Raw genomic sequence first — 23,005 nt, forward strand, 5'->3', positions numbered from 1 at the left:
TAATGAATATGACTTATTCCATTCCCCGGGCCGAGCAAGAACTGCAGGCCAAACATGAAAAGCTGAACCTGCGCTGGTATCCGCGCTATCACCTGGCCGCCCGCGCGGGTTGGATCAACGATCCCAATGGCCTGGTCTGGTTCGACGGCTGGTATCACGCCTTTTACCAGCACCATCCGTACTCCACCCAATGGGGACCGATGCACTGGGGTCACGCGCGCAGTAAGGATCTGGTGCACTGGGAGCATCTGCCGGTGGCGCTGGCCCCGGAAGGCCCGGAGGATAAAGACGGCTGCTTCTCCGGCTCCGCAGTGGTGGATGGCGATACGCTGGCGCTGATTTATACCGGGCATAAATTCCATGGCGATCCCAGCGATGAAGCCAACCTGTATCAGGTGCAGTGTCTGGCGACCAGTCGCGACGGGATTCACTTCGAGCGCCAGGGGATCGTGGTCGACACTCCGCCGGGCATGCACCATTTCCGCGACCCGAAAGTGTGGCGAGAAGGGGACAGCTGGTACATGATCGTCGGCGCTCGCGATGGCGATACCGGCCAGGTGCGGCTGTATCGCTCAGCCGATCTGCGCCAGTGGCAGGACGCGGGCGTGCTTGATGAAGCGGAAAAAGAGATGGGCTACATGTGGGAATGCCCGGATTTCTTCGCCCTCAACGGCAAACATATCCTGATGTTCTCCCCTCAGGGGCTGGCGGCGAAAGGCTATCGCAACCGCAACCTGTTCCAGAGCGGCTATCTGCTCGGTGAGTGGCAGCCGGGGCAGGCGTTTGTACGCGAGGGGGAGTTTGTCGAAATGGATCACGGGCACGATTTCTACGCCCCGCAGAGTTTCCTCACGCCCGATGGTCGCCGCATTGTCATCGGTTGGCTGGATATGTGGGAATCGCCGCTGCCGGAGCAGCAGGACGGCTGGGCGGGCATGCTTTCGCTGCCGCGCGAGCTGAGCCTGAGCGCCGATAACCGTCTGCAGATGCGTCCGGCGAAAGAGGTCGAGAGCATGCGCGGCGCCAGCTTCCCGTGGCCGGTGACGACCCTGAAAAACCAGCAGACCACGATGGTGGAGAACTGCGAAGCGATGGAGGTGATCCTGCACTGGGATGGCCTGAACAGCAGCGCCGAGCAGTATGGCCTCAGCTTCGGCGAAGGTCTGCGCGTTTACGTGGATGCGCAGATGCAGCGCCTGGTGCTTGAGCGACACTATCCGCAGTATGGCCTCTGCGGCACCCGCAGCGTCCCGTTGACCGAAGGCGCCGATCTGAAGCTAAGAATATTCTTCGATAGCTCTTCGGTAGAAGTGTTTGTTAATGATGGCGAGGCCTGTCTCAGCAGTCGTATATATCCTGACGCCGCTCGCCGTGAATTAGCGTTATTTTCCTGGAGCGGTTCGGCGCATTTAAAAGAAGCAGGTGCCTGGCAGCTGGAATAAGTTTTACTGAATAGTTGTTAATAACCCGTCTTTGACGGTGGACGGGTTATTATTGTCGAGCTTTACCCATAAATAAAAAATACTATTTAACTAAATAATAAAGGGTTATTCCGATGAATAAAATCTGGGTCGGGTGTGTTCTGACGTCTTTATTTACCCCTCTGGCTAATGCTCAGGCGCCGTTATCCCTTGAGGAGCGGCTGGCGCAAATGGAACAACGGCTAAAGGCGACAGAGCAGCGGGCGGCCAGCGCGGAGGCGGAAATCCGCGCGCTAAAAAAACAGGAGGCACAAGCGACGACGGTGGCCAGCACCGCGCCAGCTAAACCCGCTTTACAACTTAATGATTATGGTGAATTAAAATTCTATGGCGACGTTGAGTTTAATATGGACGGCGCCAGCCGCACCGGTAGCCTGACGTCGGTGAAAACCAGCGCTAATAAAAACTGGGCGCCGGGAGATAAAGAGCGCTGGGATATTAACGGCCGTATTCTTCTGGGCTTTGATGGATTACGCAAAGGGGCTAACGGTAAATATGCCGGATTCAGCGTGCAGCCGCTGGCGGATATGAATGGCAAAATGAATCTTGATGATGCGGCCTTTTTCTTTGGTCAGCAGGATGACTGGAAAATTAAAATCGGTCGCTTCGAAGCCTACGATATGTTCCCGCTAAATCAGGATACGTTTGTTGAATATTCCGGCAACACGGCGAACGATCTGTATAGCGACGGCTACGGCTATATTTATATGATGAAAGAGGGGCGCGGACGCAGCAGCAGCGGCGGCAATTTCCTGCTGAGTAAAAATCTCGATAACTGGTATTTTGAGGTGAATACGCTGGTGGAGGACGGCAGCTCGCTGTTCGTGGACCAGAATTATCACGGCAACGCGCTGGATAACCGTAAAAATGTGGTTTACGTGCGTCCGGTCGCGGCCTGGCAATCCGGCGCCTGGTCGGTGGCGGCAGCGATGGAAAGTAACCTCGTTAATAATGCTTACGGTTATGAGAATCAGAATGGCCGCTGGGTCGATCAATCCAGCCGTACCGGTTACGGTATGACCATGAGCTGGAATACGCTGAAAACCGATGCCGAGAACGGGGCGGTGGTGAACGTAAGCACCGCGTATCTTGATGCGGCGGACGAAAAGGATTTCAGCGCCGGTATCAATGCGTTATGGCATCGCGTGGAGCTGGGCTATATCTATGCGCATAACAAAATCGACCAGTTTAATATGTCCGGCGTCAACGCGGAGTGCGATGGCGACTGCGCCATCCTGGCGCCGGGGCGCTACGATATCCACACCCTTCATACCTCATGGCATCTGCCGAATATTATGGATATGCCGAACTTTAATATTTATCTCGGAGCCTATGCGTCATGGCTCGATTCATCGGCGGCGAAAAGCGGCAATACCGATGAACGCTACGGCGCGCGGGTGCGGTTTAAATATTTCTTCTGACGGTCTTCCCGGGTCGCGGCGTCAACGCCTTACCCGGGCTACCTGTCCGCAGACGGCGGTGAACCTGTAGCCCGGGCAGGCGCTTTGCGCCGCCCCCGGGGAAGCAGGGTGATAATTCCCGGAGGCGATGCTGCGCATCTGTCCGGGCTACCTGTCCGCAGACGGCGGTGAACCCGTAGCCCGGCTAAGCACCGCGCGAGCCGGGACGTTGCCGAATCACTACACCTCCGCCAGATATAGCGCCGGCATGCCCTCTTTATCGGAGGTAAACAGTACCCAGCGGTTATCCGGTGAAAATGACGGATGCGGATGCGTCGCCTGCCGCTCGCCTTCAATCACTTTCCAGGTGGAGTCGTGGCGGCACACCGCAGTCTGCTTATCGGCGGCTATATCAAACACCCAGATAAACGGATCGTTAAGCTGTATATCGCCGGTGCTGTGCGGCGCGCCGTCGCCGACCACCAGCGAGCCATCGTGATTGCTCATCAGATGTGAGCACGGAGGAATGGCCATCAGCTGGCGGTTTTCCAGGGTTGCCGGGTCGGCGCGATACAGATAGCGATGCGGATCGTTTTCCTGATGCGCGACATAATAAAGCGCGGATCCATCCGGCACCCAGAATTCGTGGGTAAAACTCTCCCCCGGCTGGTGCTGGCGAACCTTGCGCATATGGCTGCCGTCAGCGTTGATAAGCCACATTCGGGCATCGATAGCATCGCGCGGGCCTTCGTGGCAGAAGGCGATGGTGCCGTCATCAAACGGGCGGTAAATCGGGTGGCCGAGCCAGCGTTTTTCCTGCAATACCACGCGCTGTTCGCCGCTGCGCAGGTCGATATTAATCAACCGGCACTCCGGCTCGGTGAAGTAGAAGGCGCGGAACTTGCCCCAGTCGGTCAGCGGCTGCCAGTCGCTTTTTTTGATTTCGATACCGACCATCTGGCTGCAATCGCTATTGGCGACCCAGGTTCCGTAGGCCACCCATTGGTCATCCACCTGATATACAACCTGCTCTTCCAGCGTCGCCAGGTCCACGCGGCGCAGCTGCTGGTTGTTTTTCACGTACCACAGCGACCGGTCGTCGGCGGACAGGAAACCGCCAAAGGTGTTATCACCCGGCCCATCGGTCAGTTGGGTGGCCTGCTGGGCGGCGATATCGAGTAGATAGTAATTCCAGTGGCCTTCAAAGGCACCGCCGAAAATCAGTTTGCTGCCGTCCCGGGTAAAGCATTTTTGATAGAAGTAGTTGCGGTGGCAGATAACATGCGGTGGCGTCATCCGGATCACCTGGTGACCGGTTTCGCTGTCCTGCGTGTGCAGAAAGCTCAGCGGGATGATTTTGCCTTTCATGATTCGATTCACTCCTTGCTAAAAAAATACCCCGCAGCCGGAGCTGCGGGGTAGATACGGATAGCGGTTAATTAGCGCATCGCGCGGCGCAGGATTCGGTCAGACTGACGTTGGAAGTCAATTGCCGTCTCTTCTACGGTTTTCTGCCCGTAGTCGATGTACTGCAGAGAGGTGCCGAACTGGGCAACGATCTGCGGGTCGTCAAAGTATGGCGACACCGAGAGTTTGGCCGGCAGGGACTGCGCCAGACGCAGGCCAGATACCGCCGGATCGTCCTCTTTGATCGCGCCGTTTTCGGTCAGGTATTGCACCGCGACTTTGCTCAACGGCACGCCGCGCTCCAGGCCCAGCGTCTCAACCCCTTCTTTGCTGTTCAGCAGGAAGTTGATCACCTTCGCCGCCGCTTCCGGGTTTTTAGTCGATTTACCAATCGAGAGCATCTGCGCGGGTTTAAAGAACAGGCCCGCGTCGGTGGCGCCCGGCAGCATCGGATAGCTGCCCAGCTCCAGCTTCGCCGGCGGCTTCAGGTTGTCGGAGTATTTGTTGATGGTGGAGTTCCACATATAGGTTCCCGCCCACTCGCCCTGAATCCACGGCTTCATTTCATACATATTGCTCTTGCCGAACGAGGCGTAGTACTTGGTGTCCGGCATGACGTGGCTGTCGATAAGCTTTTTATACATCTGGAAAAATTCGACCCACTGCTCTTTGCTGTAGGAGAATTTTTTGGTTTTTTCATCGATAGCCGGCTGGTTGTACTTCTGAATCATATATGAATTCAGCAGCGCCAGGGTGTCCTGGTGCTCCAGCACTACCGGGTAATACTGTTTACCCAGCTTGCTCTCGAAGGTTTTACCCGCCGCCATCAGCTCGTCCCAGGTTTTCGGGTACTCAACGCCCGCTTTTTTCCAGGTTTCGTCATTGAAGTAGAAAACGCGCGCGGTGACGGAGATCGGAATACCGTTAAGCTTGCCGTCCACCGTGGTGGACTGCAGCTCTTTGGCGTCAAACTGGCTCAGGTCGATCACATCCTTCATCTTATTCAGATCGTAGAAGCCTTCGCCGTTTTTCGAGAAGATCGGCAGCCAGTTCCAGTTGGTTTGCATCACATCCGGCTCGGTGCCGCCGGCGATTTGCGTGGTCAGGCGCGAAAGGTGACCGTCCCAGCCGGTATATTCCGCCTTCACGTTAATATCCGGATTGAGTTTATGGAACTCTTCCAGCGCCTTCAGGGTCACCTGGTGGCGGCCGTTGCCGCCCCACCATGACATACGCAGGTCGACATCCTTCGCCATGGAAGGCAACGCGGTAAGGGCCAAAGTTGCGGAGATTGCGGCGCTTAAAAGCACTTTTTTCATTTTAATACTCCAGGGTTCACAGAGAGATGTTCTGTTCAGTTTTGGCGTCAAAGATATGACACTTGTTGAGATCGAATTTGAAATGCACCTTGCGATGCAGCCCTTTCTCAATCATGGGCTTCGCTTCATCTGACGGCACGCGGGCGGTCAGTTCATAATCGGCGACCTTCAGATAGACGAAGAATTCATGGCCCATGTTTTCCACGCGTACCATTTCGCCGGTGCATGAACCTTCGGCGAACGGTTCATCGGAGATGGAGACAAACTCCGGGCGCACGCCGAAGAACACCTGCTGGTTCTTGTGGGTGTCGACCTTGCTCTGCAGCCTGTCGTTGAGCGGCAGCAGGCCATCGCCAACGGTCAGATGCAGACGGCCCGCTTGCTCAACCAGCTTGCTGGGACGAATATTCATCTCCGGCGCGCCGATAAACCCGGCCACAAACATGTTTTTCGGCTTGTGGTAGAGGTTGTCCGGGGTATCCACCTGCATGATATGACCCAGCTTCATCACGCAGATGCGGTCGCCCATGGTCATCGCTTCGGTCTGATCGTGGGTAACGTACACGGTGGTCGCCGGTTTACCGGATTTCTTCAACTGCTTATGCAGGTCGGAAATACGGATGCGCATCGAGGCGCGCAGCTTGGCGTCAAGGTTAGAGAGCGGTTCATCGAACAGGAACACATCCGGTTTCTTCACAATCGCGCGGCCAACCGCCACGCGCTGCGCCTGGCCGCCGGAGAGCTGACGTGGCAGACGATCCAGTAGCTCTTCCAGCTCAAGGATTTTCGCCGCTTCGTTAACCTGGGCTTCAATCTGATCTTTCGGCAGCTTGCTCAGCTTCAGGCCGAAGGCAAGGTTTTCGCGCACCGTCATATGCGGATAGAGCGCGTAGTTCTGGAACACCATCGCGATACCCCGCGCTTTCGGCGCGAGGTTGTTTACGATTTTCTCGCCGATCCGCACTTCGCCGCCGCTGATGGTTTCCAGACCGGCCAGCATGCGCAGGGTGGTGGATTTGGCGCAGCCGGACGGCCCAACGATAACCATAAACTCGCCGTCCGCAATTTTCAGATCGATACCATGTACCGCCTTGAAGCCGTTGGAGTAGACCTTTTCCAGTTTGTTGAAAATAACTTCAGCCATGATATTTCCCTCTTAACCTTTAATTCCGCTGCTGGTAACGCCCTGTACGAAGTAGCGTTGTGCCAGGAAGAACACGATGATGGACGGCAGAATGGAGATGCTCGCCATTGCCAGAATTTCGTTCCACGGAGCGCCTTCCGTGACGTCGATGGACATTTTCAGCGCCAGCGCGATCGGATATTTATCCACGCTGTAGACGTAAATCAGCGGACCGATAAAGTCGTTCATGGACCACATGAACTGGAACAACGCCACCGAGATAATCGCCGGTTTCAGAATCGGCACCACCACGTACCACAGCACCTGAATGGAGTTGCAGCCGTCGATCTGCGCCGCTTCTTCCATGTCGCGCGGAACGCCGCGCAGGAACTGAATCAGCATGAAGACAAAGAACCCCTGGGTGGCGAAAGCCAGCGGCAGGTACAGCGGCAGATAGCTGTTCAGCATGCCCATTTCACGGAACATCAGGTACTGCGGAATCAGCAGTACGGTGCTCGGCAGGAGCATGGTGGTGATCAGCGTCGCGAACCAGAATTTCTTCCACGGGATTTCGAAGCGGGCAAAGCCGTAGGCCACGATGGTGGAGGAGATAATGGTCAGCAGTACTTTCGGGATCACATACTTGAAGGTGTTCAGCATGTAGTGACCGAAGTTGTACTCGGTACCGGTTTTCCAGCCGTTGATAAAGCCATCCCAGGTCGCGTGGGCAGGCCACAGGCTCAGGGTGGTGAAGATCTCGTGGTTCGGTTTGAACGACGCCGAGAACATCCATACCAGCGGGTAGAGCATCAGCAGGCCGACGAACAGCAGGATCACATAGCGAATCGAGCGGCTAATTTTTTCACGACGCAGCGTCCGCGCGACTTCACGTTCGGCGATGTCCCTTGCTTCAGAGATGTGTTGGATATCAGCCATTTTTGCCTCCCTTATCGGCGGAGTAGAACACCCAATATTTCGAAGACTTAAACGCGATGGCGGCAAAGACCGCGACCACCAGGAACAGCACCCACGCCAGCGCCGCGCCGTAGCCCATATCGAAGTACTTAAAGGCGGTGTCGTAGATGTAGAGCGAGAACAGATAGGTGGAGTAGGTCGGGCCGCCGCCGGTAATGACGTACGGGCCGGTAAACTCCTGGAACGCCTGGGTGGTCTGCATGATGAAGTTGAAGAAAATCACCGGCGTGATCAGCGGCACCGTGACCTTCATAAACATCTGCCATTTTGACGCGCCATCGATCATCGCCGCTTCATATTGTGATTGCGGAACGTTCTGCAGCGCCGCGAGGAAGATAACCATGGCCGAACCGAACTGCCAGACGCGCAGCAGGGTGACGGACATCAGCGCCAGCGAAGGCTCGCCGAGCCAGTTGACCGGATCGAAGCCGAGCACGCCGATAAAGCTGTTCAGCAGGCCGTCGATAGCAAACAGCGCGCGCCACAATACGGCAATCGCCACCGAGCTACCGAGAATGGACGGGATATAGTAGGCGGTACGGAAAAAACCAATGCCGCGCAGCTTAAAGTTGAGGACAAACGCGATCCCCAGAGCGAAAGCCAGTTTTAACGGGATGGTTAAAAAGACATACGCGAACGTCACGCCCATGGATTTCCAGAAGAGGCCATCTTCGGTCAGCATGTAGCGATAGTTTTCGATGCCGTTAAACACCGGTGGGCTCATCAAATCGTACTCAGTGAAACTGAGGAAGAAAGATGAAACAAAGGGAAAGGCGGTAAAGACTATCAACCCTATGATATAGGGCGATATCCATGCCAATCCCAGCATTTTGTTTTCATTCATACATACCTACCTGGCTTGCGAGTTTGTAATACGGATTCGGGTTGACTGTCTCTCCCGCGGTAGCCGCCGGAGAGTTAATGCGTTCCTGGTATGTCGGCGGTAAATGCTTCCTTGTTAACTGTGCGTTTGTTGAGAACTTTTGCGCTCTTATCATCCCTGGAGAGCATATGTTTTTTGATTTTGTCTTACCCAGCGTTCTGATTTTGTAAAACGCCGTTTTAATTTTATTTTATTGCTATTTATTACGGAGTCATTCGGTTCATCGCGGAAATGTGATCAAAGTCGAAACGATGTTTCAAAAAGGTGCTGGCGCGCGCATTTTGCCAGGGGGGCAGGTCATAGAAAAGGATGAGAGACAGGCGCAGTGAGGTGATTCAGGTGGGATTAATTGCTCGGCTAATCATTGCGACATGACATACATTATGACAATTATTATTGGCGGAAAAGTTCAGAAAATGGTGGGCATGCGCGGCATGCCCCAGGGAGGAGAGATTACTTTTGCAGAAAATCCTGACGAACGGGGGTAAAGGTATCCAGCAGCGTGCCCGGTTTCAGGCACACGCAGCCGTGCATAATGTTCGGTTTCTTGTAGAGCGTATCGCCGGCGCTGACCACGTGCTTTTCATCACCGATGGTGAACTCAAACTCGCCGGAGAGCACATAGGTGAGCTGCTCGTGCGGGTGATTATGCATCGGCCCGATAGCGCCCGCTTCGAAGTTCACTTCAACCGCCATCATCTTGCCATCGTGCGCAAGGATGCGGCGGGTGACGCCATTGCCCAGATCTTCAAGGGTGGTCTCTTTATGAAAAATAAACATCCGCTGGTCCTGTAATTAAATGAAACAATGTTTCATTTAATCTATCGCATAATCTTCTAAAAGGAAACGATCGCCTGGAGAAGTGGAAAGTCGATCACAACTTTGTTTTACTGAAACTTCACGCACGGAGGGATGATGAAAACAATTGGTCTGTTAGGCGGCATGAGCTGGGAATCGACGATTCCTTACTATCGTCTTATTAACGAAGGTATTAAAACGCGCCTCGGCGGCCTGCACTCTGCCAGCCTGCTGCTGCATAGCGTAGATTTCCACGAAATTGAAGTCTGCCAGTCCACCGGCGACTGGGATCGGGCGGGCGAGATCCTCGCCCGGGCGGCGCTCGGGCTACAGCAGGTGGGCGCCGAGGGGATTGTCCTGTGCACTAACACCATGCACAAAGTCGCGCAGGCCATTGAAACGCGCTGCGATGTGCCGTTCCTGCATATTGCCGATGCGACCGGCCGGGCGATTACCGCGAAGGACCAGCGCCGCGTGGCTCTGCTGGGGACGCGCTATACCATGGAGCAGGATTTTTATCGCGGCCGCCTGCAGCAGCAGTTCGCTATCGACACGCTGATTCCGGAGGCGGAAGATCGCGAACGTATCAACCAGATCATCTTCGACGAGCTGTGCCTGGGAACCTTTAGCGCAGACTCGCGCGACTACTATCTTCAGGTTATTGAGCTCCTGGCGGAGCAGGGTGCGGAAGGGGTGATTTTCGGCTGTACCGAAATCGGCCTGCTGGTGCCGGAAGAGAGCAGCCCGCTGCCGGTATTTGATACGGCCGCGATCCATGCGGCGGACGCGGTGGAATTTATGCTGTCGTAAGTACTGCTTCGAGCGGCGTCAGGATGCGCGGCATGCTCTCTTGCAGATGGCGGGCGAAGGCATCGACCAGCGCGGAGCCGGGACGGTGCAGCGGGCGCACCAGGCTAACGGTAAAAGGCACTTCCACGCTAAAGCGGCGTACCACCACGCCGTTCCCGGCATAATCGAGGGCGGTGAGCGGGTTAACCACCGAAATGCCGACCCCGGCCCGCACCATCGCGCAGATGGAGGCGGCGCTGTGCGTCTCCACCACCATCCGCCGTTTGACCTGATGTTCGACAAACAGGGCATCGAGCAGCTGGCGATAGCTATCGGTGCGCGACAGGCTAATGTAGTTTTCGCCGTGAAAATCCGCCGGCGTCAGCGCCGGCTTTGCCGCCAGCGGATGGCCCTGCGGCAGTACGCACACTTCATTGAGGGTCAGTAGCGGCGTACGCTCGGTTCCGGCGGGGGTATGCAGGGTTTCCGTTAATCCCAGATCGTGGCGCTGGGCCGACAGCCACTCCTCCAGCAGCGGTGATTCCTGAGGGACGATTTGCAGGCTGACGTCCGGGTAACGGGCTAAAAACGGCGCCAGCAGCAGCGGCAATAGCGATTGGGAGAAGACCGGCAGACAGGCTATCGACAACTCCCCCTGGCGGAATTCGCGCAGGCTTTCCGCGGCGCTGACGATTCTGTCCAGGCCATACCAGGAGCGTTGGACCTCTTCAAACAGACGTAATCCCTGAACCGTAGGCTGCAGGCGCCCGCGGGTACGGGAGAACAGCGTCAACCCCAGCACCTTTTCAAAACGCGCCAGCTCGCGGCTAACGGTGGGCTGCGAGGTATGCAGCATACGTGCGGCCTCGGTCAGATTGCCGGTGGTCATCACCGCATGGAAGATTTCAATATGGCGCAGGTTGACGGCGGGCATGGGTGTTCCTTAAGTGGCGCAAGCCATATCATTTTTGCATAGACTGGCAATAAAACGATATTTTTTATTACGTACGCGCTGTGGCGTAATCGTAAAAAACAGAGATAACGCACACACATAGCACCGGAGTTCTTTATGCCACACTCGCTTTACGCCACCGATACCGACCTGAGCGCAGAAAACCTGCTGCGTCTGCCCGCCGAGTTCGGCTGCCCGGTTTGGGTTTACGACGCGCAGATTATCCGCCGCCAGATTGCCCAGTTGAGCAAGTTCGACGTGGTGCGTTTTGCGCAGAAGGCCTGCTCCAATATCCACATTCTGCGCCTGATGCGCGAGCAGGGCGTGAAGGTCGATTCGGTGTCGCTGGGCGAGATCGAGCGCGCGCTGGCGGCAGGGTACGATCCGCATCAGCATCCGGACGATGTTGTCTTTACCGCTGACCTGATCGACGACGCGACGCTGGCGCGGGTTAAAGAGCTGCAGATCCCGGTCAACGCCGGCTCAATTGATATGCTGAGCCAACTGGGCGAAGTTTCTCCTGGCCATCGCGTCTGGCTGCGGGTTAACCCGGGCTTCGGCCACGGCCATAGCCAAAAAACCAATACCGGCGGCGAGAACAGCAAGCACGGGATCTGGCACAGTCATTTAACGGCGGCGCTGGAAGTGATGCGCCGTTACCAGCTCCAGCTGGTGGGTATTCATATGCATATCGGTTCTGGGGTCGATTATGGCCACCTGGAACAGGTTTGCGGCGCGATGGTGCGCCAGGTGGTTGAATTCGGTCAGGATCTGCAGGCGATCTCCGCCGGAGGCGGGCTGTCGATCCCCTATCACGAAGGTGAAGAGGCGATCGACACCGATCACTACTTCGGCTTGTGGAACGCCGCGCGCGAGCAGATCGCTAAACATCTGGGCCATCCGGTGAAGCTTGAGATCGAGCCGGGTCGTTTCCTGGTGGCGGAATCCGGGGTGCTGGTTTCTCAGGTCCGCAGCGTGAAGGAGATGGGCAGCCGCCACTTCGTGCTGATTGACGCCGGCTTTAATGATTTGATGCGCCCGGCGATGTACGGCAGCTATCACCATATTACCGCTCTCGCCGCGGACGGCCGCGATCTGCGCGCTGCGGCGGAGGTTGAAACCGTGGTGGCCGGGCCGCTGTGCGAATCGGGCGATGTCTTTACCCAGCAGGAGGGTGGGAAAGTGGAAACCCGCCTGCTGCCTGCGGTGGCGCCGGGGGATTATCTGGTGCTGCACGATACCGGCGCTTACGGCGCGTCGATGTCTTCAAACTACAACAGCCGTCCGCTGCTGCCGGAGGTGCTGTTCGACAACGGCAAAGCGCGGCTGATCCGCCGTCGCCAGAACATTGAAGAGCTGCTGGCGCTTGAGCTGCTGTAAGGTGGTGCCCGATGGCGCTTCGCTTATCGGGCCCGCTCATTATGGGTAATACGGCCCAATTGTCACCGATTCGCGCAGCACCAGGGTGCCGGTAAACGGCGGGATGGTCTCGATCGGCTGACCGTTGGCCAGCTTGATGGCCTGATCGATAGCGGTGGTGATCATGTTATCGATCGGCAAATAGACCGTCGACAGCCCTGGCTCCAGCCATTTGGCGCTCGGCGCGTCATCAAAACCAAACAGCGAAATATCCTGCGGGATCCGCAGCCCTGCCTGATGCAGCGCTTTCGACGCGCCCAGCGCCATATCATCGTTACAGGAAAACAGCGCGCTAAAGGGCGTCTTCTCTTCCAGCAGCTCGCAGCACAGCTCATAGCCGCGGCTCATGGTGGAGTCACCGTATTTCACCTTCGCCGGATCCCACTTGATTCCGTGCTTTTTCAGCGCGTTACGATACCCTTCCAGGCGGGCTTTGCCCGTCGGCGTGTGCATCGGCACGGTCAAACAGGCAATATCGCGATGGCCCTGGGTAATCAGGTACTCCACCGCCTGGAACGCCGCATCCTGCTGTTCAAAGAACACGCAACGTTCCCGCGCCTGGCTAACATCGCGGTTAATCACCACCAGCGGCATGGCGATGGACTCAATCAGCGACATGATCTTCTTTTCGCTCATATGGCGGGTGTAGAGCACGATGGCGTCGCACTGGCGATCGGCCAGCATCTGCACCGCCTCTTCTTCACGCTCTGGCGCATCGTGGCCGTCGGTGACGATTAGCTGTTTGCCCCAGGCTTCCGTCTGGCGGGAGGCCTGCTGCAGCAGGCGGCCAAAATAGAAGCCATCAAAGGTGGAAACCACCAGGCCGATGCTGTTGCTCGTGCGGTTCGCCAGCGAGCGGGCGAGAAAGTTAGGCCGATAGCCCAGCTCTTCCATCGCCTTAAAAACCTGTTGGCGGGTGCTCTCTTTTACCTGACCCGTGCCGTTCAACACGCGGGAAACCGTCGCTTTAGAGACGCCTGCGCGAATTGAGACATCCAGCATTGTAGCCATTCATCCGATTCCTGATATCACGTGGTAACCCGCAGTTTATCACAGACATTCAGGGGGATATGGCCTCATGGCGCGGCAAAAAAACCATCGCGATCACGCTTTTACAGGAATTGATCGAGTGGAAAATAAAACCGCCAATGCGGTATGCCAATTATCGCCATTCTGGAATACCAATGAGCGCGTTGAGAGCTTAATCACAGAACTTATTTTCACCAGTCGCTATTTTTTGGTATGCCAATAGGTGTTTGGCTGTACACCTGGTGCGCTATAAGCCCTTAAACCTGAGGTATCCTCTATGGCATTGCAGGACAAACTGATCGACTCACTGGGGAGTTTCGCCACGAAATTCAACAGCTACCGCTACATCATGGCGATAAAATCCGCTTTTATTACCCTGATGCCGGTGATCATCGTTGGCGCCTTTTCGGTGCTGATTTCCAATATGGTGCTGGATCCGAAAAACGGACTCGCCAGCTTTCAGTCGCTCTCATTTCTGGCGGCGCTCAAACCGATTACCAGCGCCATCAATTATGCGACCCTTAACTTTCTCAATATTGGCGCGGTCTTTCTTATCGGCATCGAGCTGGGGCGGATTAACGGCATCAAGAGCCTGTTCCCCGGTCTGCTGGCGGTGATCTGCTTTATCTGCGTCACGCCGACCACCGTCGAGATGATGGTCGACGGCCAAATGCATGAAGTGAAAGATGTGCTGCTGCGCCAGTTTTCCGATACCCGCAGCCTGTTCCTCGGCATGTTTATCGCCATTCTGTCGGTGGAGATCTACTGCTGGCTGGAGGGTCGCAAGGGGCTGAAGATCAAGATGCCGGATACCGTACCGCCCAACGTCTCGGCGTCATTTTCCGCGCTGATCCCGGCCATTATCACCACCACGGCGATCGCCACCTTTGGCTTTATTTTTCATCAGGCCACCGGCATGTACCTGTATGACGCGGTCTATCAGGTGGTGCAGCAGCCGCTGGAACGCGTGGTGCAAAGCCTGCCGGGGATCCTGCTGCTGATGTTTGTCGCGCAGCTGTTCTGGGTTATCGGTATCCACGGCAACCAGATGATCAAACCGATCCGCGAACCGCTGCTGCTGGGAGCGATCACCGTCAATATGAGCGCCTTTGAGCAGGGCAAAGAGGTGCCGAATATCATCACCATGCCTTTCTGGGATGTTTATATGAGCATCGGCGGATCGGGGCTGACGATTGGCCTGCTGATCGCGGTGATGATCGCCACCAAACGCAAAGAGATGAAAGAGATCGCTAAGCTGTCGATTGGGCCGGGCCTGTTCAACATCAACGAACCGGTGATTTTCGGCATGCCGATCATGCTCAACCCGATCCTCGCGATCCCCTTTATCATCACGCCGCTGGTGACCGGCAGCATCGGCTACTTCGCGACCGCCGCCGGTTTTGCCGGTAAAGCGGTAGTGATGGTGCCGTGGACCACGCCGCCGCTGATCAACGCCTGGCTCTCCACTGCAGGTTCGATGGGCGCGGTGGTGACCCAGCTTATCTGTATCCTGACCGCGGTGCTGATCTATCTGCCGTTCGTCAAAATTGCCTCCCGTCGCGCGGAAAACGCACAGCGCCAGGCGGAAAATCCCCCCACCAGCCAACAGATATGAGGACACGATGACGACAGTAAGGATGGCGATCCCCCACGACTTTATCCTCGGCGCCGCCGCTTCGGCGTGGCAAACCGAGGGCTGGAGCGGCAAAAAAGAGGGCCAGGACTCCTGGCCGGATCTGTGGTACAAAAACGACCGCCACGTCTGGCATAACGGCTATGGCCCGGCGGTGGCGACCGATTTTATCAACCGCTTTCGCGAAGACGTGCAGTTGATGAAGCTGGCGGGGCTGACCCACTACCGCACGTCGATTAACTGGTCGCGCTTTCTCACCGACTATGAAAACGTCACGGTCGATGAAGACTATGCGGCGTACTACGACCAGCTCTTCGATGAACTGCTGGCCAACGGCATCGAGCCGATGATCTGCCTTGAGCATTATGAACTTCCCGGCCATTTGCTGGAGCAGTACGGCGGCTGGGCGTCGAAAAAGGTGGTTGAGCTGTTTGTGCAGTACGCGGAGAAAGTGTTCGCCCGTTATCACCACAAAGTGACGCGCTGGTTTACCTTCAATGAACCGATCGTGGTGCAGACCCGCGTTTACCTGGACGCGCTGCGCTGGCCTTACGAGCAGAACACCGGCACCTGGATGCAGTGGAATCACCACAAGGTGCTGGCGACGGCAAAAGTGGTCCGGCTGTATCGCGAGAAAGGCTATTGCGGCACGGTCGGCTGCATTCTTAACCCGGAGGTCACCTACCCGCGTTCAAACGCGCCGCACGACGTGCGCGCCGCCGAACGCTACGATTTGTTTTATAACCGGGTTTTCCTCGATCCGCTGGTACACGGCATCTACCCGCCCGAGCTGTTGACCCTGCTCGAACAGCACCACGTCTCCTGGGATTATGACGCGGAAGAGCTGGCGCTTATCCGCGAAAATACCGTCGATGAGCTGGGAATTAACCTTTACTACCCGCATCGCGTCAAAGCTCCCTCGCGCGCCTGGCATCCGCAGACGCCGTTCCACCCGGCTTACTATTATGAGCCCTTTGAGCTACCGGGGCGGCGGATGAATAGCTCTCGCGGCTGGGAAATTTATCCGCAAATCATTTTTGATATGGCGATGCGGATCAAGCAGGACTATCGCAATATTCCGTGGTTTGTGGCGGAAAGTGGCATGGGCGTGGAAAACGAAGGGCAGTTTCGCAATCGCGAAGGCGCTATCGCCGACGACTACCGGATCCGTTTTATCAGCGAGCATCTGTGGCAAACGCTGCGCGCGAGGGAAGCGGGGGCCAACTGTCACGGCTACATGCTGTGGGCCTTTACCGACAACGTTTCGCCGATGAACGCGTTTAAAAATCGCTACGGGCTGATTGAAATCGATTTACAAAATAATCGTGCCCGGCGGCCCAAGGCTTCCGCCAGCTGGTTCCGTAAGCTAGGCGAGAGTCGCGAATTGACGCTGGATATTGACGATGAGTGGCGCTAGGCGGGCGGAAATTTTGCTAAGATAGCGGCCGATATTGACTCGCAGGTTCATAACGCACAGGTGATATTGTGGAGAAGGCTATCATTCCGCCGGAAAAGAAACCCTACCAGGAAATAGGTGATGATTTACGCGCACAGATTGCGCAGGGGCGCTACCCCATCGGGTCGCGCCTGCCGCCGGAACGCAATATCGCCGAGACCTACGGCGTGAGCCGGACCATAGTGCGCGAAGCGCTGCTGATGCTGGAGCTGCAGGGGACGGTCGATATTCGCCAGGGCTCCGGGGTGTACGTCATGCGCATCCCGCACGAGGACGATAGTGAGGAAGAGCAGATGCTGAGCAGCGACGTCGGGCCGTTCGAAATCCTGCAGGCCCGCCAGCTGCTGGAGAGCAATATCGCCGCCTTTGCCGCCAAAATGGCGACCCGCGCCGATATCGATAACCTGAAGCGTATTATCGAGCAGGAGCAGCGGGCTATTGCCGCCAACGATACCAGCCAGGATAACGCCCGGCTGTTTCACCTGGTGCTGGCCGGGGCGACGCAAAATCAGATGCTGCTGGCGACGGTCGAGCGCATCTGGCTGCAGATGGACAGCAGCCCGCTGTGGCAGCAGTTCAACGTGCATATCGCCAGCCGGGCGTACCGGCTGAAGTGGCTCGGCGACCGGCAAACGCTCCTCGCCGCCCTGCGCCGACGCGATGTGATGGGGGCCTGGCAGGCAATGTGGCAGCATCTTGAAAACGTCAAAAACAGCCTGCTGGAGCTCTCCGATGAAGACGCGCCGGACTTTGACGGCTATCTGTTTGAATCGGTGCCCATTTTTCAGGGGAAGCTGGTGTGATCATTCAGCCCCTGCACGCCGCGCCGCAGCACGCTTCACGGGTGACGGAATGGCTATGGCAGGCTTTTGGCGGTGAAACGCTGCCGCAGGCGTTCTTCGCCAGCATTGTCGGGCATAGCCAGACGCCGGGGGCGCTGCCGATGACCTTTATTGCCGCTGAAGGGGAGACGCTGCTGGGCACCGTCGGCCTGTGGCGCTGCGATTTAATCAGCCGTCAGGACCTTTATCCGTGGATGGCGGCGCTCTACGTGGCTCCTGAGTCGCGCGGGCGCGGGCTGGCGGGGAAACTACAGCAGCACGTGATTGGCTATGCCCGAACGCAGGGCTATAGCGAGCTGTTTCTCTACTCCGCCTGCCGCGATTTTTATGAACGTTTCGGCTGGCAGTATATCGGCGAAGGCCTGGATTATCCGGCCGCCGCCGTCAGTTTATACCGCTACGATTTATCGCTATCGAGAGGCGCAATCACCGAGTGACGGCGGACCAGCGTGGGGCTGAAAAGGTGGGTAATCTCCGGCGGCGGGCGATGTTCCGCCAGCGCTAACGCCAGCTCCGCGGCCTGCGTCGCCATGGTGACAATCGGATAGCGTACGGTGGTCAAACGCGGGCGCACGTAGCGCGAAATCAGCACGTCATCAAAGCCAATCAGCGAAATCTCGCGCGGCACATCAATCCCGTTATCGTTTAATACGCCCATAGCACCGGCGGCCATTGAGTCGTTATAGCAGGCTACGGCGCTGAAGTTCCTGCCGCGACCCAACAGCTCGGTTATGGCCTGTTCTCCACCGCTCTCATCGGGTTCGGCAAAAGTCACCAGGCGATCGTTGCACGGCAGATCGCTCTCTTTTAACGCCGCGTAGTAGCCCTGCAGGCGGTCTTCGGCATCGGAAATAGCGTGGTTTGAGCAGAGATAGCCGATGCGGGTGTGGCCCTGCTGGATCAGGTGGCGGGTCGCGAGCCATGCGCCGTAGCGGTCATCCAGCGCAACGCAGCGCTGCTCGAAGCCGGGGAGGATGCGGTTAATCAGCACCATGCCGGGAATTTGCTTCATCAGCGAGGCCAGTTCGTCATCGGGGATCATTTTGGCGTGGACCACCAGCGCGGCGCAGCGGTGGCGAATCAGTTGTTCAATCGCCTGGCGCTCTTTATGGAGATTGTGATAGCCGTTACCGATCAGCAAAAAATTGCCGGTATTGTAGGCGACCTGCTCGACGGCTTTCACCATCGCGCCGAAGAAGGGGTCGGAGACATCGCCCACCACCAGGCCGACGGTTTCCGTTGACTGCTGCGCCAGCGCGCGGGCGTTGGCGTTGGGGTGATAATTTAGCGTTTCCATCGCGGCGCCTACCGACTGGCGCGACGCTTCGCTGGCTTTCGGGGAATTGTTGATAACGCGGGAGACGGTAGCGACGGAAACTCCTGCGAGCCGGGCTACATCCTTAATAGTCGCCATACCAGGCCTTTTTTAGGGTAAGCGTTTACATAACGTTTATGTTACGGGAAAGCGCGGCAGATTCAAGGGTTGCTACTTTTGGGTTCATGCAATTGTGACGCAGATTAGCGTTGCTGGTGAAATAGTTACCCACAGGCGAGCGGAGAATGATTCCGGAAAACGACAATTCACACCTTTGCTTACACTTTGCGATTGGCTGTTGCGAATGTTCGCTGGTTTACCCATTCATTGCATTGATATTCTGGCTATCCCAGAGGTATTGATAGGTGGAGTCAACTTCAGGTTGACCACTTAATTACACCAGCCTGCGCAGATGCGCAGGTTTTTTTTTGCCCGCCGTTGGCCATTGTTACAGTTCGCGAAAAAAGTAATAACTGGTTGCACTTAGGCTCATTCCTTTGCGTTTTATGGCTGGCGGCGGCGGCGGGAAAAACGAGACAATCAGGATCCCAGAGGTATTGATTGGTGAGTTTTTTAAGTACGCTTTTCGTACTGATTATCTTGCACCGACCTGCGCGGATGCGCAGGTTTTTTTTGTCCTGAATTCCGCTCCTCCTGGTGCATTTTCCGCCCCTTCTCATGTAACCTGCTTTGACTGATTAACCGGTCAAACGGAGTTGTTATGCTTTTGGGATTTTTTAGACTGCTTTTCAAAGGATTGTACCGGGTCAAGTTAACCGGTGACCCGCAGGCGCTGTATCAGCAAAAGGTGCTGATTACGCCAAACCATGTCTCATTTATTGACGGCGTACTGCTGGCGCTTTTCCTGCCGGTGCGCCCGGTGTTTGCGGTCTATTCCTCAATCAGCGATCGCTGGTTTATGCGCGCGCTAAAGCCGATTATTGATTTTGTGCCGCTGGACCCGACCAAACCGATGTCGATAAAACATCTGGTCCGCCTGATTGAGCAGGGGCGCCCGGTGGTGATTTTCCCGGAAGGGCGGATCACGGTGAGCGGTTCGCTGATGAAAATTTACGACGGCGCCGCCTTTGTGGCGGCGAAGTCGCAGGCGACCATCGTGCCGCTGAGAATCGAAGGCGCTGAATTAACCCCCTTTAGCCGCCTGAAAGGGCTGGTCAAACGCCGTCTGTTCCCGCGCATTCAGCTGCACCTGCTGCCGCCGACGCATCTGCCGATGCCCGATGCGCCTCGCGCCCGCGAGCGGCGTAAAATTGCCGGTGAAATGCTGCATCAGATCATGATGGAAGCGCGGATGGCGGTGCGCCCGCGCGAAACGCTGTATGAGTCGCTGCTGGCGGCCCAGTACCGCTTCGGCGCGCGCAAAAACTGCGTGGAAGATATCAATTTTCAGCCGGACACCTACCGTAAGCTGCTGACCAAAACCCTCTTCGTGGCGCGCATTCTGGAAAAATACAGCGCCCAGGGCGAAAAAATCGGCCTGATGCTGCCGAACGCCGGAATAAGCGCGGCGGTGATTTTCGGCGCGATCGCCCGCGGCCGGGTCCCGGCGATGATGAACTATACCGCCGGAGTCAAAGGCCTGAGCAGCGCCATTACTGCCGCGGAAATCAAAACCGTGTTCACCTCACGCACCTTCCTCGAAAAAGGCAAACTCTGGCACCTGCCGGAGCAGCTGACTCAGGTGCGCTGGGTGTTCCTCGAAGATTTAAAAGGCGACGTCACCGCCGGCGATAAGCTGTGGATTTTTGCTCACCTGATGATGCCGAAGCTGGCTCAGGTTAAGCAGCAGCCGGAAGACGCGGCGATGATCCTCTTTACCTCCGGCTCGGAAGGCAACCCGAAAGGGGTGGTGCATAGCCATAAAAGCCTGCTGGCCAACGTCGAACAAATTAAAACCATTGCCGACTTTACCGCGAACGATCGCTTTATGTCGGCGCTGCCTCTGTTTCACTCCTTTGGCCTGACGGTCGGCCTGCTGACTCCGCTGTTTACCGGCGCGGAAGTGTTCCTCTATCCCAGCCCTCTGCATTATCGCGTGGTGCCGGAGCTGGTGTACGACCGCAACTGTACCGTGCTGTTCGGCACCTCCACCTTCCTTGGCAACTACGCCCGCTTCGCGAATCCGTATGATTTTTACCGCCTGCGCTACGTTGTCGCCGGGGCGGAGAAGCTGCAGGAGAGCACGAAGCAGATCTGGCAGGACAAGTTTGGCCTGCGCATTCTTGAAGGCTACGGCGTCACCGAATGCGCGCCGGTAGTCTCGATCAACGTGCCGATGGCGGCGAAAGTGGGCACCGTTGGCCGCATTCTGCCGGGGATGGACGCGCGTCTGCTGGCGATGCCGGGAATTGAAGAGGGGGGCCGTTTGCAGCTTAAAGGGCCAAACATTATGAACGGCTATCTGCGGGTGGAAAATCCTGGGGTACTGGAAGCGCCAGCGGCGGAAAATCAGCATGGTGTCATCGAGGCTGGCTGGTACGACACCGGGGATATCGTCAGCTTTGACGAGCAGGGCTACGTGCGGATTCAGGGCCGCGCGAAGCGCTTTGCCAAAATCGCCGGTGAGATGGTGTCGCTGGAGATGGTCGAACAGGTGGCGCTGGCGGTTTCGCCGGACAAAATGCACGCTACGGCGATTAAACAGGACGCCAGCAAAGGCGAGGCCCTGGTGCTGTTTACTACCGATAATGAACTGAATCGTGAAAAACTGCTGCGCTATGCCCGTGAACACGGCGTACCGGAGCTGGCGGTACCGCGCGACATTCGCTGGCTGAAGCAGCTCCCGGTACTGGGCAGCGGCAAGCCGGACTTTGTCACCCTTAAAGGCATGGTTGAACAGGCGGAAGATTCGGATGAGTGAGTCAGTACACACTAACACGTCGCTGTATTCGAAAGGGATGATGGCGGTTATCTGCGCCCAGTTTCTTTCGGCATTTGGCGATAACGCGCTGTTGTTCGCCACCCTGGCGCTGATGAAGCAGCTGTTCTACCCGGAGTGGAGCCAACCGGTATTACAGATGTTGTTTGTGGGCGCTTACATTCTCTTCGCGCCGTTTGTCGGACAGTTTGCCGATAGCTTTGCCAAAGGGCGGGTGATGATGGTGGCGAACGGCCTGAAGCTGGTTGGCGCAGGCTGTATCTGCTTCGGCGTGAATCCGTTTATTGGCTATACGCTGGTGGGCATCGGCGCCGCCGCCTATTCTCCGGCTAAATACGGCATCCTCGGCGAGCTGACCACCGGCGATAAGTTAGTGAAAGCGAATGGCCTGATGGAGTCATCGACCATTGCGGCAATCCTGCTCGGCTCGATGGCGGGCGGTATTCTCGCCGACTGGCACGTTGTGGCGGCGCTCAGCGTCTGCGCGGTGGTGTATGCCGGGGCGGTCGTTGCCAACCTGTGGATCCCGAAGCTGCCGGCGGCTCGCCCCGGACAGTCGTGGCGCTTCAGGCCGATGACCCACAGCTTCTTCAGCGCCTGTACGACGCTATGGCGCAACGGTGAGACCCGCTTTTCGTTAGTCGGCACCAGCCTGTTCTGGGGGGCGGGCGTGACGCTTCGCTTCCTGCTGGTGCTGTGGGTCCCGGTGGCGCTGGGCATTACCAGCAACGCCATGCCAACCTACCTTAACGCGATGGTGGCGGTGGGGATCGTACTGGGGGCCGGCGCGGCGGCGAAGCTGGTGACGCTGGAAACGGTGTCGCGCTGTATGCCTGCCGGGATATTGATTGGCGTGGCGGTTATCTTTTTCGCCATCCAACAGGCGCTGCTGCCGGCGTTTGCTCTGCTGCTGCTGCTCGGGGCGTTCGGGGGCTTCTTTATCGTGCCGCTGAACGCGCTGCTTCAGGAGCGCGGCAAACATACGGTTGGCGCGGGTAACGCTATCGCGGTGCAGAACCTCGGCGAAAACGTGGCGATGCTGCTGATGCTGGGCCTCTATTCGCTGGCGGTGAGCATCGGTATTCCTGTCGTGGGCGTAGGGATTGGCTTTGGCGTGGTGTTCGCGCTGGCGATTACTGCCCTGTGGATTTGGGGACGACGCAGATAGTCTCTCTGGTGGCGCTTCGCTGACCGTATACGTATTTTCCCGGAGGCGGCGCGTCGCGCCTGTCCGGGCTACAAACCGCACGAACTTGTAGCCCGGACAGATGCGTAGCATCGCCTC

19 protein-coding genes are annotated in these 23,005 nt (G+C 57.0%); 10 read left to right on the plus strand and 9 right to left on the minus strand.

What is annotated here, in order from left to right:
- Positions 1-8: 8 nt before the first annotated feature.
- Both K7H21_RS04860 and K7H21_RS04865 read left to right on the plus strand, forming a co-directional pair.
- Positions 9-1,442, plus strand: a complete 1,434-nt coding sequence (locus K7H21_RS04860; protein ID WP_049112503.1) for a glycoside hydrolase family 32 protein — start codon at positions 9-11, stop codon at positions 1,440-1,442.
- 113 nt (positions 1,443-1,555) lie between these two features.
- The gene (locus K7H21_RS04865; protein ID WP_142471587.1) at positions 1,556-2,902 is read left to right on the plus strand and encodes a carbohydrate porin; all 1,347 of its coding nucleotides are present in this window, start codon (positions 1,556-1,558) and stop codon (positions 2,900-2,902) included.
- A gap of 219 nt (positions 2,903-3,121) precedes the next feature.
- On the opposite strand, the gene K7H21_RS04870 is transcribed toward K7H21_RS04865, so the two are convergent.
- From K7H21_RS04870 to K7H21_RS04895, 6 genes are all read right to left on the minus strand, one after another.
- Positions 3,122-4,252, minus strand: coding sequence for an oligogalacturonate lyase family protein (locus tag K7H21_RS04870; protein ID WP_032742198.1), 1,131 nt, complete (start codon positions 4,250-4,252; stop codon positions 3,122-3,124).
- 68 nt (positions 4,253-4,320) lie between these two features.
- Positions 4,321-5,607 (minus strand): ABC transporter substrate-binding protein, encoded by a 1,287-nt coding sequence (locus K7H21_RS04875; RefSeq protein WP_004124644.1) that lies wholly within the window; start codon positions 5,605-5,607, stop codon positions 4,321-4,323.
- A gap of 16 nt (positions 5,608-5,623) precedes the next feature.
- Entirely contained in the window at positions 5,624-6,751 is a 1,128-nt protein-coding gene (locus K7H21_RS04880; protein WP_004124642.1) for an ABC transporter ATP-binding protein, read from the minus strand.
- Positions 6,752-6,763: 12 nt separating this feature from the next.
- Positions 6,764-7,666, minus strand: a complete 903-nt coding sequence (locus K7H21_RS04885; protein WP_004124639.1) for a carbohydrate ABC transporter permease — start codon at positions 7,664-7,666, stop codon at positions 6,764-6,766.
- Complete coding sequence (locus K7H21_RS04890) at positions 7,659-8,549, minus strand: carbohydrate ABC transporter permease (protein WP_004115132.1); 891 nt, start codon at positions 8,547-8,549, stop codon at positions 7,659-7,661. Before K7H21_RS04890 ends, K7H21_RS04885 begins: the two co-directional genes overlap by 8 nt.
- Positions 8,550-9,041: 492 nt before the next feature.
- Entirely contained in the window at positions 9,042-9,368 is a 327-nt protein-coding gene (locus K7H21_RS04895) for a cupin domain-containing protein (protein ID WP_004124635.1), read from the minus strand.
- A 135-nt stretch (positions 9,369-9,503) separates the two neighbouring features.
- Here K7H21_RS04895 and K7H21_RS04900 point away from each other — a divergent pair, with 135 nt between their 5' ends.
- On the plus strand, positions 9,504-10,196 hold the full coding sequence (locus tag K7H21_RS04900; protein ID WP_004124634.1) for an aspartate/glutamate racemase: 693 nt from the start codon (positions 9,504-9,506) through the stop codon (positions 10,194-10,196).
- On the opposite strand, the gene K7H21_RS04905 is transcribed toward K7H21_RS04900, so the two are convergent.
- On the minus strand, positions 10,183-11,109 hold the full coding sequence (locus K7H21_RS04905) for a LysR family transcriptional regulator (protein WP_049114677.1): 927 nt from the start codon (positions 11,107-11,109) through the stop codon (positions 10,183-10,185). The genes K7H21_RS04900 and K7H21_RS04905 overlap by 14 nt on opposite strands.
- 135 nt (positions 11,110-11,244) lie before the next feature.
- Between K7H21_RS04905 and lysA the strand changes: the two genes are divergently transcribed.
- Positions 11,245-12,507 carry a diaminopimelate decarboxylase gene (gene lysA / locus K7H21_RS04910; RefSeq protein ID WP_223035632.1) on the plus strand — a complete coding sequence of 421 codons (1,263 nt, stop codon included), beginning with the start codon at positions 11,245-11,247 and terminating at the stop codon, positions 12,505-12,507.
- A 39-nt stretch (positions 12,508-12,546) separates the two neighbouring features.
- Here lysA and K7H21_RS04915 read toward each other — a convergent pair whose 3' ends face one another.
- The gene (locus tag K7H21_RS04915; RefSeq protein WP_162626078.1) at positions 12,547-13,548 is read right to left on the minus strand and encodes a LacI family DNA-binding transcriptional regulator; all 1,002 of its coding nucleotides are present in this window, start codon (positions 13,546-13,548) and stop codon (positions 12,547-12,549) included.
- Between the two features lie 304 nt (positions 13,549-13,852).
- Here K7H21_RS04915 and K7H21_RS04920 point away from each other — a divergent pair, with 304 nt between their 5' ends.
- The 4 genes from K7H21_RS04920 to K7H21_RS04935 all read left to right on the plus strand — a co-directional run bounded on the left by K7H21_RS04920 (position 13,853) and on the right by K7H21_RS04935 (position 17,943).
- Positions 13,853-15,190 (plus strand): PTS sugar transporter subunit IIC, encoded by a 1,338-nt coding sequence (locus tag K7H21_RS04920; protein WP_142445218.1) that lies wholly within the window; start codon positions 13,853-13,855, stop codon positions 15,188-15,190.
- Positions 15,191-15,197: 7 nt separating this feature from the next.
- Positions 15,198-16,625: a glycoside hydrolase family 1 protein gene (locus K7H21_RS04925; protein WP_112166514.1), complete on the plus strand. Its 1,428-nt coding sequence runs from the start codon at positions 15,198-15,200 to the stop codon at positions 16,623-16,625.
- Positions 16,626-16,693: 68 nt separating this feature from the next.
- Positions 16,694-17,467, plus strand: coding sequence for a GntR family transcriptional regulator (locus K7H21_RS04930; protein WP_004105268.1), 774 nt, complete (start codon positions 16,694-16,696; stop codon positions 17,465-17,467).
- Positions 17,464-17,943 (plus strand): GNAT family N-acetyltransferase, encoded by a 480-nt coding sequence (locus tag K7H21_RS04935; protein WP_004124615.1) that lies wholly within the window; start codon positions 17,464-17,466, stop codon positions 17,941-17,943. Before K7H21_RS04930 ends, K7H21_RS04935 begins: the two co-directional genes overlap by 4 nt.
- On the opposite strand, the gene galR is transcribed toward K7H21_RS04935, so the two are convergent.
- Entirely contained in the window at positions 17,904-18,920 is a 1,017-nt protein-coding gene (gene galR / locus K7H21_RS04940) for an HTH-type transcriptional regulator GalR (protein WP_004853879.1), read from the minus strand. The two genes, K7H21_RS04935 and galR, sit on opposite strands and share 40 nt — an antisense overlap.
- A 622-nt stretch (positions 18,921-19,542) precedes the next feature.
- On the opposite strand from galR, the gene aas reads away from it, so the two are divergent.
- Together aas and lplT are read left to right on the plus strand one after the other, a co-directional pair.
- Complete coding sequence (gene aas / locus K7H21_RS04945; protein WP_049114675.1) at positions 19,543-21,702, plus strand: bifunctional acyl-ACP--phospholipid O-acyltransferase/long-chain-fatty-acid--ACP ligase; 2,160 nt, start codon at positions 19,543-19,545, stop codon at positions 21,700-21,702.
- On the plus strand, positions 21,695-22,888 hold the full coding sequence (gene lplT / locus K7H21_RS04950) for a lysophospholipid transporter LplT (RefSeq protein ID WP_004124605.1): 1,194 nt from the start codon (positions 21,695-21,697) through the stop codon (positions 22,886-22,888). The genes aas and lplT overlap by 8 nt, the downstream gene beginning before the upstream one ends.
- Positions 22,889-23,005 lie beyond the last annotated feature (117 nt).

This window comes from Klebsiella sp. CTHL.F3a, assembly GCF_019890895.1.
Lineage (GTDB): Bacteria > Pseudomonadota > Gammaproteobacteria > Enterobacterales > Enterobacteriaceae > Klebsiella > Klebsiella grimontii.